The sequence below is a fragment of the Sorangium sp. So ce726 genome (genome assembly GCF_051521405.1).
Classification (GTDB): domain Bacteria; phylum Myxococcota_A; class Polyangia; order Polyangiales; family Polyangiaceae; genus Sorangium.
This window is the reverse complement of the sequence record NZ_CP150349.1, coordinates 10,494,349-10,507,977: the sequence shown is the minus strand read 5'-3', so window position 1 is coordinate 10,507,977 and position 13,629 is coordinate 10,494,349. Positions and strand designations below refer to the sequence as shown.

Sequence of the window (13,629 nt, the reverse complement as noted above, 5' to 3'; positions counted from 1 at the left end):
CCCGCCGCCGCCCCTCTTTTTCGCGCCTCGCCCGAAGTCGCGCGATCTTCGCGGCGAGATCTGTATCCTGGAGGCGTGCCCGAGCGCCCGGACCTGGAGTACGTCGTTCCGATCCTAGCGCGCGAGCTTGCAGGCGCGACCGTAGCTGCGGCGCGGGCCGAGAACTCGGTGGTGCTGCAGGTCCTGCTCCCGGAGCGCCTCGACGCGCTCTTGCCGGGCGCGGAGATCCGGCGCGTGGCGCGGCGGGCGCACGCCGTGGTCTTCGAGCTCGACGGGGCGCGCGCGCTCGATCTCGTGATCTCCCCGATGCTGGCAGGGCGGTTCTCGATCACGCGGCCAGGAGAGACGCGGATTCCAACCGATCTCGCCTTCTCGCTGACCCTCGGGGACGGCCGCGAGCTCAGGGTCCGAGACGACGTGCAGATGAGCAAGGTCCACGTGCTCGCGCGGGGCGACTTCGACAGGATCCCCGGGCTCCAGCGCGTCGGCCTCGACGTCCTCGATCCTCGGGTGTTCACGCAGGAGGCGTTCCGCGCCGCCGCGCGCGGGCGGCGCGACCTCGCCAAGGACTTCCTGATGGACGGGACGGCGCTCGACTCCATGGGAGACGCGTACGCCGACGAGGTGCTCTTCGAGGCAAGGATCCACCCGAAGGCGACGGTCCAGAGCCTCTCCGAGGAGGAGACCGACCGCCTGCACGCGGCGATCGCCCGTGTCCTCGGCGACGCGACCCGGACGATCGCCCGGCGCGCGCCGGCGCTGGACGAGAGGCTGCGCGACTTCCTCAAGGTCCGCGGGCGTCCGGGCCAGCCGTGCCCGCGCTGCGGCGACAAGCTCCGTCGCGCGAGCGTCCACGGGCACGACGCGATCTTCTGCCCGGCCTGCCAGCCGGAGGCGCGGCGGAGCGCAGCGGGAGATCCGCGCCGCGCCAGGCGGGATCCGGGCTGAGGCGAGGCCGGCGTCACAGCCCTTCCGGCAGCGGCTCCGGCGGCGCGAGCCCCGCGCTCTTCGCCCTGCACGGGATGCTCACGCCCTGACAGCCGCACTGGTTCTGGCCGCCGTCGGTGATCTTGCCCGCTGTGCCGCTCTCCGTCTCGACGTTGAGATCGATGAAGTTGCACTCGATGGTGCTGCGCGCGAGCGCCACCGAGGCGCCGAAGCTCGCGACGGCGGCGCCGTCGCTCGCCTCGATGCGCACGCCGGTCAACGTGGCCTCCGAGTCGCCGAGGTCCTTGACGATCGTGACGCCGTTTCCCTGGAGCCCATCGGCTGAACTCCGCGTGCTGCGGACCGTGGTCTCCTCCAGGGTCACCACAGATCCGAACAGGGCGAGCCCCGAATCGACGCTCTCCTCGACGAGCGACGACCGGAGCACGAGGCCGCTCCGCCCGTCCTGCGCGCCCAGCGCGTGGACCTCGATCCCTCGGCCGAAACGCCCGTCCGACGCTTGCGGGAGCGTGCGCCGGACCGCGACCCGCTCCAGCGTCGCGTCGGCGCCCTCGATGAAGACACCCGCGGTGCGGCTCCCCTCCACCACGGAGCCGCGCGCCGTGACGTCGCCACGCAGCGTGCCGCGGGAGGCCACCGCGAGCCCGACGCCGTGTTTGCCGTCCCCGTCGCGCGGCAAGGTGTCGCGCACGAGCACGCCGTCCAGCGAGACGTCGGAGCTCAGGATCGCGACGCCCACGTAGCGACTCTGCTCGACGACCACGCGGTGCAGGGTCGCCTCGGAGCGCAGGTCTTCCTCGAGGTCGGCGGCGATGTAGATGCCCCACCCCGTCGCCAGCTTGTCCGGGTAAGGCCGCGTGTCGCGCACGACCGTATCCTCGACCACGGCGGACGAGCCCTGGACCCAGATCCCCGCCTCCTCATTGGCCTCGAGGACGCTGCGCCTCAAGGTCACCTGGCTCGGCTGGCCCCGGCTGTTCCGGATCGCCAGCACGCCCATCCCGGCGGCGTTGGTGTCGATTCCGGTGCTGTCGCGGATCACGCTGTCCTCGACGATCGCCTCGGAGGCAATGAGGTACACGCCGACTCCGTGGCTCTGCTCGACGATGGAGGCGCGTATCGTGATCGAGGCCGGCGTGTTGCCCTCTCCCCTGTTCGCGCCGACGCCCGTCCCCTCGACCTCGCCGGACTCGAGGGTTCCTCGGACGACGGACGACTCGATGGCGAGCTCGGCGCCCGCGCTGTGCACGCCGACCCGATGGGCCCCTTCGACGAGCGAGCCACGGACGGTGAGCTCTGCCGGGCCCTGCTCATTGTCCACCTTGATGCCCTGCGCGCCCGCGCCGGCCACCCAGACCTCGTCGATCACGACGCCGCTTGAGCCCGAGACCAGGATACCCTGTCCCGCGCTGCGGACCGCGACACCCCGTATCTCGGCCGCGTCCGCGCCCGCGCCGACTTCGATGGCCGCGGCCGTGTCCGGCCCTGCCCCGGCGATCTGGACGAGCGCCGGGCACCTCCCCCACAGCCGTACTGGCTTGTCGACGATCACGTCCTCTGGATACGCACCCGCGGCGATCGCGACGACCGCGCCGGGCACGGCCGCGCGGAGGCCCTCGCCGACGGTCGTCCATGGCCTCTCCGGCGTGCCATCAGAGTCGCTCCCTGCATAGGCGCCGTCGACGTGCTGGGTCTCCTCGTCCAGAGGGATGTCGCCCCATGGCGCCTCGCCGCACGGCGCGACCTCACGACAGGCGGTCTCGCCCGGCACGGCCATCGTCCCCGCAGGGCAGGGGGCATTCGGCAGGACAGGCGCGCACGCTCGGTCGCCCGGCGTGAAGCCGGCGCCGCAGGCCTCGGGCGGGATGCCCGCGGGCTCGCACCCAGAATCGGTCGTGCGCTCGCCGGGCGCGCACCCCGGCGCGGCCGCCCCCCCTCCTCCGCCGCCGCCGTCAGGCGTCTCGGCTGGCCGAGGTGGGGGAGCCTCCCTGTCGCAGCCAGCCAGGAGCCACGTCGCCGTGAGCAGCAGGAGCGGAGCCCCGCGTCGGTTCATGAATCCGTCCATGAATCGGACCACGACGTCGAGCAACGGTCTACTTGTCGTCCACCACCGTAAAAAACCGCCGACCCGTCCGCGCTCACGGTCCTCTCTTTGCGCAAACGCGACCCAGGAGTCGCGGAGGTTTCACAGGAGAGAGCAGCGAGAGGCCGCCATGCACTCCGCGCCTCTTTTTCTGCGCCTCTGTGGTGCATTTTTCTTCTCACTGCATCGGCGTCTGGCGCGCCGGCGCGAATCGAGCCTTCGTGCGAGGCACGGTGACAGGGAGCGGCGTTCTGAGCTACGCTGAGCGCCCCGCAGGAAACGCAGTATGTTTTGCAAATCCCATCTATCTGCACATCGCCTGGCCGGCGTCGCCGTGCTTCTTTTGTCGCTGCCCGGCTGCTCCCTCGAAACGAGCGGCACAGGCGGATCAGGTGAATCCGAAGCTCAACCCGGAGGGCCTGGCGGCGCTCCCGCTGAAGAACCCGGCGGAGCCATCGCCGGACAACCTGACGGTGCTCCCGTCGAAGAGCCTGACGGCGCTCCGGCGGAAGAACCCGGCGGCCCTCAGGTCGAGGAACCCGGCGGCCCTCAGGTCGAAGAACCCGGCGAGGATCCGGCAGAAGAACCCGGCGAGGATCCGGCAGAAGGACCCGGTGGCGGTCAGGTCGAAGAGCCCGATGGCGCTCCCAAGCCGCTGTGCGGGGCGGCAGCTCCAGCGCTGATCGCGTGCTTCGCGTTCGAGGGGAACCCCGACGACGCCTCGCAGCATCATTTCACGCCCGAGCGGGCGCGCAGCCTGCAGTACGCGCCTGGCCGGGCCGGCCAGGCGCTCTCGCTGACGATGGGGAGCAAACTCTACTTCCGCCACGACGCCGCATGGACCGCCTCCGCGATGACCATCGATGTCTGGATCAACCCCGCCTCCCTCCCCGACAAGCGGCGATTCACCGTGATCGACAGCGGCGGGAAACCTTCGCTCTTCCTGATGCCGGGCGGACAGCTCCGCTGCACCATGGGCGTCGAGCGGAACGTGACTTACCCCATCGTTCCCGGGCAGTGGACGCACGTGGCCTGTCTCTCCGACGGCCAGACGCAGAGCCTCTACGTGAACGGCGTCGAGGTCGACCGGAGCCCCTCTGGCCCGGTGATCGCCTCCGGCGAACAGCCCGTCCACATCGGCTCGGACGAGCCCTCGGGGGAAGACGAGTTCAACGGGCTGCTCGACAGCCTCCGCATCTTCGGCCGGACGCTCACGCCCCAGGAGATCTGCGCGGCTGCCGGCGGCGGCTGCTGAGCTGCACGGCCCAGCGCGCACCCAACGGGGGGCTCTGGCCCGCGGGTCGGCTCATGGCCGTCGCCGCGGGCCGGCTCCATGGCCGTCACCGCAGATCGGCAGGCGAGCCCCGGCGTGACCGTCCAGGGCTGCCCGAAGAATGCGCGCTCTGGGCGCGCAGAAGGAAGAGCGGAGGGAGGGAAGAGAGCGAGAGAGGAGAGAAGCGCCTCAGAAGGGGGCGTCGCGGAGCTTCTCCTTGTACTCCGCCTTGTACAGATCGTGGCAGGCCTTGCAGCTCGCCTTGGCGCCGTCGATGTCGCCCTTCTTGGCCTTCGCGATGCCGTCGTTCGAGATCGCGACCCACTTGTCCATGCCCTTCGGCGGCCTCTTCGCCACGTACTCCAGCGCCTCCGCGATCTTCGCGGCGTCGCCGCTCGTGGTCGCCGACTGCATCACCGACTTCATCCAGCCCTGCATCGGACAGGCCTTCTGTCCTTTTGCACCGCAGCCGAAATCCTTCTTCTCGGCGACGGAAGCGGGGAGGTCCGCGGTCCCGCCAGCGGCCCACGCGGCTCCAGCAAAGCCAATGCCGACGGTCATCAACACGGCACTCATCAGCTTCTTGCTCATCGACATCCGACGTCTCCTGTGGGTAAGGGCAAGCGCAGCGAGAGACATTGCAGTTCTGCGGGTGGAAGTCAACAGCCACCTTGGTCGCCGAGCCAGCTCGCGAACGCCGCTCAGGCGGAGACGGAGTCGGGGGACAAGATCTTCATCACAAACGCCGCCGAGGCGAAGATAACGTCAGGAGAGAAAAACTTCATTCATGATGTCCGTCCAGCGCCGTCTCCGTCCTCGCTCGCACCGCGCGGACGTCCTGACGCCACGCGGCGGGTGGAGGTGCCGGCCCGCCGGCGAGCGCGCCCCAGGGCCGCCGCTCCGGGCGCGCACCGCCTCCGCGCCGGAGGAGCGCGCTCACCCCCGGGCGCCGTCGGCGGGGGTCGGCAGGGCCGCGCGCGATGGACGTGTCGAGCATCGGCTCAGCGGGGGACTTGGCTCTCGCTCCCTTGGGGCTCGAGCCCCGAGGTCAGGTGGAGGACTATCGCGCGGATCCTCCGGGCCAGTCTCGCGTTCGTCGATGGCGCAGGCAGGTCTCTTCGCCAGCTCGATGACGAGGTTTGCGATGCGCCAGACCAGCCCATCGACAGGGCGCGACTACGTGGCTTATCGACATGGCGCGATGCGCTCCTCGATGGCTTTTCAGATGCCTTGAAGCGAGCCCACAGAACACGGCCCCCGGCGGCGCCCTCTCCGGCGCCGGAGCCGTTCGCCCATCACGGACGCCCTCGTCGTCGACGGTTCACCTGCGCTCGGTGCACCACCCGGACGGCCTGCACACACGTCCGTATCCGTCGAGAACCCCTCGTTCGCACCGGCGGGCGGCCAGCGCGTGCGCGGAGCCGGTCCTCCCCGAGCGCCCCGGCCTGTGCTTCGTGAGACTCCAGCCCTGACGCGTCGCATCGCGCGTTCGATTCGGTCGCGGCCGCCGTGGAGGTGAGTCGCCCTACCATCCCGGGCCTGTATCCAGACCAGGAGGGCGGCGCGCGTGATATCGCTGGATTCACGGCCGTTGATGCGCGTCGGAGAGATCGTCGACGAGCGGTTCCAGATCGAGGGCCTCGCGGGCTCGGGCGGGATGGGGCACGTCTACCGGGCGCGCGACCGGCGAAGCGGCGACACGGTGGCTCTCAAGGTGCTTCGCCGCGCCGAAAAGGGCGAGCTCAGCCGCTTCTCCTGCGAGGTCGAGGCGCTCTCGGCGCTGCGCGTCCCCGGCGTCGTCCGGTACATCGCCCACGGCGTCGCGGCGGGCGGCAAGCCGTATCTGGTGATGGAGTGGCTCGCCGGGGAGACGCTCGCCGAGCGCATCGCGCGGCGAGGGCTCACCCCCGCCGAGAGCGTCGACGTCGTCGCGCGGATCGCGGAGACGCTCGGCGCCCTCCACGGGCAGGGCGTCGTGCACCGCGACCTCAAGCCGAGCAACCTGCTCCTCGCCGAGGGGCGGCTCGATCGCGCGATGGTGCTCGACTTCGGGATCGCGCGCTTCCGGATCGACCAGCAGCTCACCCTGCCGGGCACCGTCCTCGGGACCCCGGAGTACATGGCGCCCGAGCAGGCGCGCGGCGAGCGGCGCGTCGACGCCCGCGCCGACGTGTTCGCGCTCGGCTGCGTGCTCTTCAAGTGCCTCACCGGGCGCGCCGCCTTCCAGGGCGCCGGGGCCCTCGCCGTGCTGGTCAAGGTGCTGCTCGACGAGCCGCCGCGCCTCCGCGAGGTCCGCCCCGAGCTGCCGGGCGAGCTCGACGCCCTCGTCACCAGGATGCTTGCGAAGCAGCCAGACGGGCGGCCCCGCGACGGCGCGGCCGTCGCCGAGGAGCTCCGCGCGATCGACCTCAGCCGCGCGGGCGCGGCGGACGGCGCCCACCCTGCCGCGCTGGCGCCCGTCCTGGAGCTCACGAGCAGCGAGCGGCGCGTCACGTGCCTCGTGCTCGCGCACGAGCGCTCGGCGCCCGAGGAGGTGACGCGCTCGCAGGAGGAGGAGCAGGCGCGGGCGACGGGCCGCGCCGACGAGCTCTACGCGCTCGCCGAGCGCTACCAGGGCCAGATCGAGCTCATCGACGCGCGATCGCCGCTGCTCGTGCTGACGAGCGCCGAGGCGGCCACCGATCTCGCCGCGCAGGCCGCGCGCTGCGCGCTCGCGCTGCGCAGGCTGCTCGGCGGTGCGCAGGTCTCGCTCGTGACCGGCCGGGCCGAGCTGACGTCGCGCATCCCGATGGGCGAGCTCATCGACCGGGCGGTCCAGCTCCTGCCGTCGCGCGGCGAGCCGGGCGCGGTCGCCGCGGTCCGCATCGACGAGGTGACGGCGGGGCTCCTGGGCGGCCGGTTCGAGACGAGCAGCGAGGGCGGCGCGCGCTTCCTCCACGGGGCGCGGGACGACCTCAAGGTGACGTCGCCGCCGGCGCTGCTGGGCAAGCCGGTGGCGTGCTTCGGGCGGGAGCGGGAGCTCGCGGTGCTGACCGCGGAGCTCGATCGGAGCATCGAGGAGTCGACCTCCGGCGCGCTGCTGGTGGTCGCGGCGGCCGGCATGGGCAAATCGCGGCTGCGGCAGGAGTTCCTCGAGAAGGTGTCGGCGCGCAACGCGCGAGCGGCCGATCGCGCGCGCGGCGGGGGCGGCGCCGACCTGGCGGACGGCGCCCACGTGGAGGTGTGGGTCGGCCAGGGTGATCCGATGAGCTCGGGCTCGGCGTTCGGCCTCCTGTCGCGCGCGCTGCGGAGCGCGATGGGCATCGTCGACGGCGAGCCGCTGGAGGAGCGGCGGCGCAAGGTGAGGGCGCGGGTCGAGCGCCACCCGGAGCTCGACGTCGGGCGCGTCAGCGCCTTCCTTGGCGAGCTCCTGGGCGCGCCGTTCCCGGACGACGACATCCGGGTCGGCGCGGCGCGGCGCAACCGGCAGCTGATGGGCGATCAGCTGCGGCTGTCGTGGGAGGAGTTCATCCGGGCCGAGTGCACGAGGCAGCCGGTGCTGCTGATCCTCGAGGACCTGCAGTGGGGCGACCTGCCCACCCAGACGATGGTGGAGGCGGCGCTCCGGAGCCTCCGGGATCTGCCGTTCCTGGTGCTGGGGCTGGCCCGACCTGAGGTGCACGAGGCCTTCCCGGGGCTGTCTCAGGGGCGCTTCGGCAACCAGATGATGCTGCCGCCGCTCACGCGCCGGGCGAGCGAGCGGCTGGTGCGCGCCGCGCTGGGCGACGAGGCGCGCGCGGAGCTCGTGGCCACGCTGGTGGACCGGGCCGACGGCAACCCGTTCTACCTGGAGGAGCAGGTCCGGGCGGTGGCGGCCGGCCACGGCGCGGACCTGCCGGAGACGGTGCTGGCGATGGTGCAGGCGCGCATCGAGGCGCTCGACGCCGAGGCGCGGCGCGTGCTGCGGGCCGCGAGCGTGTTCGGCCAGGCGTTCTGGCCGAGCGCGGTGAGCGCGCTGCTCGGGGGCGCCGAGGTGACGCGCTGGCTCTCGGAGCTGGAGCGCCGTGAGGTGGTCCACCGGCGCGGCCCCGGGCGGATGCGGGGAGAGGTCGAGTACCGCTTCCGACACGCGCTCGTGCGCGAGGCGGCGTACGGGATGCTGACGGAGGCCGACCGGCGGCTGGGCCACGCGCTGGCGGGCGCCTGGCTGGAGGGCGCGGGCGAGCCCGACGCGATGGCGCTCGCGGAGCACTTCGAGCGCGGCGCCGTGCCCGCGCGGGCCGCGGCGGCGTACCTCCGCGCGGCGCAGCACGCCCTGGAGGGCAACGATCTCGGCGCCGCGATCGCGCGGGCCGAGCGCGGGCTCGAGTGCGCGCCGGAGCCCGCGGTGGTGGGGGCGCTCCGGCTGGTCCAGGCCGAGGCGCACGTGTGGCGGGGCGATCTCGCGCTCGCCGAGCAGCGGGGGACCGACGCGGCGCGGCACCTCGCGCCCGGCTCGGCGCCGTGGTTCGCGGCCGTCACGCAGGCCGTCGCGGCCGCGAGCAAGCTGGGCGGCTTTGACCGCGTGGAGCGGTGGATGGGCGCGGCGGTCGTCGTCACGGCCTCGCAAGGCGCGGAGAGCGCGAGGAGCACCTGCCTCTCCATGGGCGCCTCGACGCTGGCCTTCGCCGGACGGCCTGCGATCGTCGACGGGCTCATCGCGGAGGTGGAGCGCGCCATGGGCGACGGGGCGTCGACCGGCGCCGGAACGGGGGCCGAGGTGGTCGCGGGGCTGCACCAGGCGCGCGCTTTCCGCGCGATGAGCGGGGGCGATCCCGGCGCCTGCGTCACCGGCCTGGAGGCCGCGCTGGTGGCGTTCGAGCAGGTCGGCGACCGGCGCAACGCGTGCATCACCCGCGCGAACCTGGGCTATTCCTACGGGGAGCTCGGCGACTTCGGCGGCGCCGAGGCGGCGCTCCGCTCCGTGCTGGAGGCCACGGAGCGGATGGGTCTGCACGAGGTGGCGGCGGCGGCGCAGGCCAGCCTCGGGCAGGTCCTCGCCTACTGCGGCAAGCTCGCCGAGGCGCGGGCCGTCGAGGAGGCGGCCCTCGCCTCGAGCCAGCGGCTGGGCGACCCGCGCGCCGAGGTGGTGTCGCGCTCGTACCTCGCGAAGATAGCCCTGCTCGCCGGTGATCTCGCGGGCGCGGAGCGCGAGGCGCGCCTCGCCGAGGCGCTGGAGAGCGCGTCGCCGTTCCGCGTCACGGCCATGGCGATCCGCGCCCGGGCGCTGATCGGGCTGGGGCGCGCCGCCGAGGCGCTCGCGGCCGCCGGCGAGGCCCTGGCAGCGCTCGAGTCGCTCGGCGGGATCGAGGAGGGGGAGTCGATGATCCGGCTGGTCCACGCGGAGGCGTTCTCCGCGGTTGGCGACGCGGCCAGGGCCGCTGCCGCCATCTCCTCGGCGCGCGACAAGCTGCTCGACCGGGCCGCCAGCGTCCGCGATCCCGAGTGGCGCAGGCGCTTTCTCTCCCACGTCCCGGACAACGCCCGCACACTGGAGCTGGCGGCGCAGTGGGTCGGAACGGGTCGGAACTGAACGTAATTGAACGTAGCTGAACGTAGCTGAACGTCGCTGAGCGCTGCTGAACGGAACCTGGCGTAATCTGGCGTAATCTGGCGTAATCTGGCGTAACTACGCGCAGTTTTGCCACGGGCGAATTCACAGCGGACGTCAATTTAATAGCTGACAGCCGAGGTGAATCACCGTACTCTAGCCTAGACGTGGAGAGTTCCCGGTTGTCGTTGTGTTGAACGACGCACCGGAGGGCGTGCTGTGATCGGGGAGCGTGGGTGCTTCCCTTGGCTCGCTACCGAGGTCTCATCACGTGAAAATCAAGGCTGTACTTGGATGCGCAGGTGTCCTTCTCGTGGCTACTGGCTGCATCGCGTCCGAGCAGGAGCTCGAAGCGCATGTGGAGACAGAGGAGCTCAACACGAGCGCTGAAGCGATCGTGGGCGGTAATGCGCTGAGCGCCAATGCGCTGACGATCAACGCGCTGAGCGCCAATGCGCTGAGCGCCAACGCGCTCAGCGCGAACGCGTTGAGGCCGGAGGCGGCCTCCGCCCTGAAGGCTCCCGGCGAGCGGGGCGATCTCTTCCGGTCGCTCGTGAAGTACACGGTCAGCTGTGCGCTCAAGGAGTCCCAGTCGTTCCGTTTCTCCTGGACCGATCGCGCGGGCGTGACCCACAAGGAGGTCTATCCCGGACATCTCGGCCTCGCGCCCCAGTGGGATCGGCGCCCGCTCGACGACGAGGGCAAGCGGATGGTCTCCGCGTGCCTCGCCGCCCACACGAACCGTTATGGCGTCTCGGTCAGCATCTCGATGCGCTCCCGACAGAACCCGCTGCATCACGAGGTTGGGTGCGGCGAGCTCGACGAATACCCTCATGTCGAAGGGGCCTTCTGGGGGAACCTGTTCTCGGAGACGCCGTACCTGCGCGCCTGTTACAACCCGGCCAACGTCGATGTCGCGCGCGCGGCGAAGCGCGACTGCGCCGCGGGCCACCTCGACGCGGACGGCGATCTCGAGGGCTGCGGGATGATCGAGATCGTCGGGCGCTGCAAGGAGTACTGCGGCAAGCTCAACCGCTCCGGGGAGTATTACAAGGAATGCGATGATCCGGAGTTCGGCGAGACGCGCTATGTGGTCACCACCGCGCTGCGGTGACCCTTGCCCTCCTGAGGAGAGGGGCCGCCGGTCATCTTCATCCCGCAGCAGCTCTGATCGGAGCCGAGCGAGCGCTCCGCCCTCCTTGGCGCGGGCGGCGTCGTCGGGCGAAGATGCGCGGCCATGGAGATGCACCAGGTCCGGTATTTCCTTGCGGTGACCGAGACCCGCAGTTTCACGCGCGCGGCCGAGCGGTGCGCGGTGTCGCAGCCCGCGCTCACGGCCGCCATCAAGAAGCTCGAGGAGGAGCTGGGCGGGCCGCTCGTTCTGCGCGAGCGTGCGGGCGCCAAGCTCACGGCGCTGGGGCAGCGCGTGCTGCCGCGGCTCCAGCGGCTGCGCGACGAGATGCAGGCCGTCCAGGTGATCGCGGACAACCACCGGCGCCTCAAGCAGGTGCCGCTGCGGGTGGGCATCCTTTGCACCATCGGGCCCGCGCGGCTCGCGGGCTCGCTGGCGGCGTTCCGCGCGGAGGCGCCGGGGGTGGAGCTGGAGATCGCGGTCGCCGTGCAGGGTGAGCTCCTGCGGCGGCTGGAGGAGGCCGAGGTCGACGTCATCGTCTCGAACCTCGGCGACGCTGTCCCGGACTGGTGCGTGGTGGCGCCCCTCTACGAGGAGCGCTACGTCGTGGTCCTCCCGCCCGGCCACCACCTGGCCGCGCGCGAGGGCCTGCGGCTCGAGGATCTGGACGGCGAGCCCTACCTCGATCGGCTCGCCTGCGAGATGCGCGAGCAGGTGACGGGCGCGTGCGCCGCGCGGCGCGTGGACCTGTACGCGGCGTACCGCACCGATCGGGAGGACTGGGTCCAGAGCCTGGTGCACGCGGGGCTGGGTTTTGCTTTCATGCCCGAGCACTCGGTGCTCCTGACAGGCGCGTCGCAGCGCCCGCTCGTCGACCCGGCCCTCCGTCGCACTGTCGCGCTGGTGCGCTCGGGCGATCGCACACCAGCGCCGGGCTTGCAGCTCTTCTGGGACGCGCTGCTCTCGCGCGCTGCCCGGGCGCGGCCGGTCACCCCTTCGCGGCGATGATGTCCACGTGCTCGATGACGGGCGGTGTGGCGAGCAGCTCCGGCGCCTTTGCCATGAGCGCGGCCGCGATGCGGCCTGCGAGGTGCTCCTTGCGCCCCACCTCGTCCGCGAAGGTATCGAAGATGCCGAACGTCGACGGCCCGATGCGCAGCGCGAACCAGTGAACCGTCCGCGGCTCCTCGACGGCGAGGCCGACGGCGGAGCGGAGGAGCGCCTCGACCTCGGCCTCCTTGCCGGGCTTGGCCTCGATGCGGGCCAGGAGGGAGAGGGTCACGTTGGTCGGGGAAGCAGCGGTCATGGGATCCTCCTCTTCGGCGGCGCACGGCGCGCCGCGCTTCGGTAAGGAGAGTTGTAACGACGCCCGTCCGGCCGACCATTCGATGTTCTGGATGGATCCATCAGCGCCGTGGATGGGCGCTTCACCGGAAGGGTGGCCGCGACCCTCCGCCATGGCGGCGCCACCCCTGAGTTGGGGCTCAGCCCGTGTTTTTGCGTCGTTTCGTGTCGGCATGGGGTGTGCTCGAGGCCGAGCGTCATGCCGACGCTCGAGCACAACGCCCTCGTCGAGATGTTCCGCGAGCACCCCGAGCTCGCGCCCCACTGGCTCGCGACGCTCTTCCACCTCGAGGTGCCGCCACACACCTCGGTCGGGGTGGTCGAGTCGTCGCTCGACCAGCTCATCCCGGTGGAGTTCCGTGCTGACCTGGTGATCGAGCTTCGAGACGCGAGCGGCACGCTCGTGCTGGCGATCGTCGTCGAGGTTCAGCGCGATGTGGACCCGGACAAGAAGTTCTCGTGGCCAACGTACGTCACGGTCGTGCGCGCCAAGAAGCGCTGCGGCACGGTCATCCTCGTGATCGCACCGGATGTCAGCGTGGCTGTCTGGGCGGCGGAGAACATCGATCTCGGCCTGGGCCTCGGAAACGTCGAGCCGCTGGTGCTCGGTCCGGCGGTCGTCCCCGAGATGACCGACCCCGCGGACGCGGAGAGGGAGACCGAGCTCGCCGTGCTCTCGGCGGTGGCGCACGGCAACGGGCCGAACGGGCTCACCGTGCTCCAGGCCGCGCTCGTTGCGCTTGGCCGGCTCGACCAGGAGCACGCGATGGTCTACTTTCAGGTCATCTGGAGCGGGTTGCGTGAGCCCATGCGGCGGGCTCTGGAGGCGTTGGTCATGGAACGGCAGATCGAAGACGAGGCGAGGTTTCCGTTCGTGCGGGAGCTCATGGATCGCAGCGAGCTCAAGGGGCTACGTGAGGGCGAGCTCAAGGGCCTACGTGAGGGCAAGAGGGACACGCTGCTGCGGCTGCTTGCGCGTGCAGGGATCACGCTGACCGCGAACGAGAGCGCGCGTGTCCACGCATGCACGGACATCGCGATCCTCGATCGCTGGATCGATAACGTCCTCGGGGCGAAGACTGCGACCGACGTGCTCTCCTGACTGGAACGCGCCGACCGTGAAGACAGGCGAGGAGATCCTCTCGCTCCGGCGCGCCGCCGTGGAGGCGGGCACCTGCTCCTTGCTCGCCGTGGACCCGAGGAAGGCGAGCCCGTTCGAGCGCGACCAGTTTACCGCGCATCACTCGGACCCCCCTGCGCGGCCCCCATGCTCTCTGCCA

Annotated in this window: 10 protein-coding genes; 7 read left to right on the top strand and 3 right to left on the bottom strand. The window is 71.6% G+C overall.

Translation table 11 applies throughout. The annotated features are described in order from the left end of the window. Positions 1–75: 75 nt before the first annotated feature. The gene (locus tag WME79_RS39095) at positions 76–948 is read left to right on the top strand and encodes a DNA-formamidopyrimidine glycosylase family protein (protein ID WP_437525540.1); all 873 of its coding nucleotides are present in this window, start codon (positions 76–78) and stop codon (positions 946–948) included. Positions 949–961: 13 nt separating this feature from the next. Here the strand turns inward: WME79_RS39095 and WME79_RS39090 are convergent, their stop codons facing one another. After that, positions 962–3,001: a right-handed parallel beta-helix repeat-containing protein gene (locus WME79_RS39090; protein ID WP_437525539.1), complete on the bottom strand. Its 2,040-nt coding sequence runs from the start codon at positions 2,999–3,001 to the stop codon at positions 962–964. A 422-nt stretch (positions 3,002–3,423) separates the two neighbouring features. Here WME79_RS39090 and WME79_RS39085 point away from each other — a divergent pair, with 422 nt between their 5' ends. Together WME79_RS39085 and WME79_RS39080 are read left to right on the top strand one after the other, a co-directional pair. Next, complete coding sequence (locus WME79_RS39085; protein WP_437525537.1) at positions 3,424–3,714, top strand: hypothetical protein; 291 nt, start codon at positions 3,424–3,426, stop codon at positions 3,712–3,714. Positions 3,715–3,833: 119 nt separating this feature from the next. After that, complete coding sequence (locus tag WME79_RS39080; RefSeq protein WP_437525535.1) at positions 3,834–4,286, top strand: LamG domain-containing protein; 453 nt, start codon at positions 3,834–3,836, stop codon at positions 4,284–4,286. Positions 4,287–4,493: 207 nt separating this feature from the next. Here the strand turns inward: WME79_RS39080 and WME79_RS39075 are convergent, their stop codons facing one another. Further along, positions 4,494–4,901 (bottom strand): hypothetical protein, encoded by a 408-nt coding sequence (locus WME79_RS39075; protein ID WP_437525533.1) that lies wholly within the window; start codon positions 4,899–4,901, stop codon positions 4,494–4,496. Between the two features lie 997 nt (positions 4,902–5,898). On the opposite strand from WME79_RS39075, the gene WME79_RS39070 reads away from it, so the two are divergent. The 3 genes from WME79_RS39070 to WME79_RS39060 all read left to right on the top strand — a co-directional run bounded on the left by WME79_RS39070 (position 5,899) and on the right by WME79_RS39060 (position 12,013). Next, on the top strand, positions 5,899–9,855 hold the full coding sequence (locus WME79_RS39070) for a protein kinase domain-containing protein (RefSeq protein ID WP_437525532.1): 3,957 nt from the start codon (positions 5,899–5,901) through the stop codon (positions 9,853–9,855). A gap of 331 nt (positions 9,856–10,186) precedes the next feature. Next, positions 10,187–10,987 (top strand): hypothetical protein, encoded by an 801-nt coding sequence (locus WME79_RS39065; RefSeq protein ID WP_437525530.1) that lies wholly within the window; start codon positions 10,187–10,189, stop codon positions 10,985–10,987. Between the two features lie 123 nt (positions 10,988–11,110). Beyond that, a complete protein-coding gene (locus WME79_RS39060; RefSeq protein WP_437525528.1) occupies positions 11,111–12,013 on the top strand; it encodes a LysR family transcriptional regulator in 903 nt (300 codons plus the stop codon). Here the strand turns inward: WME79_RS39060 and WME79_RS39055 are convergent. Next, positions 11,994–12,311 carry a putative quinol monooxygenase gene (locus tag WME79_RS39055; protein ID WP_437525526.1) on the bottom strand — a complete coding sequence of 106 codons (318 nt, stop codon included), beginning with the start codon at positions 12,309–12,311 and terminating at the stop codon, positions 11,994–11,996. The two genes, WME79_RS39060 and WME79_RS39055, sit on opposite strands and share 20 nt — an antisense overlap. A gap of 237 nt (positions 12,312–12,548) precedes the next feature. Here WME79_RS39055 and WME79_RS39050 point away from each other — a divergent pair, with 237 nt between their 5' ends. Next, the gene (locus WME79_RS39050; RefSeq protein ID WP_437525524.1) at positions 12,549–13,451 is read left to right on the top strand and encodes a hypothetical protein; all 903 of its coding nucleotides are present in this window, start codon (positions 12,549–12,551) and stop codon (positions 13,449–13,451) included. The last annotated feature ends 178 nt before the right edge of the window (positions 13,452–13,629 follow it).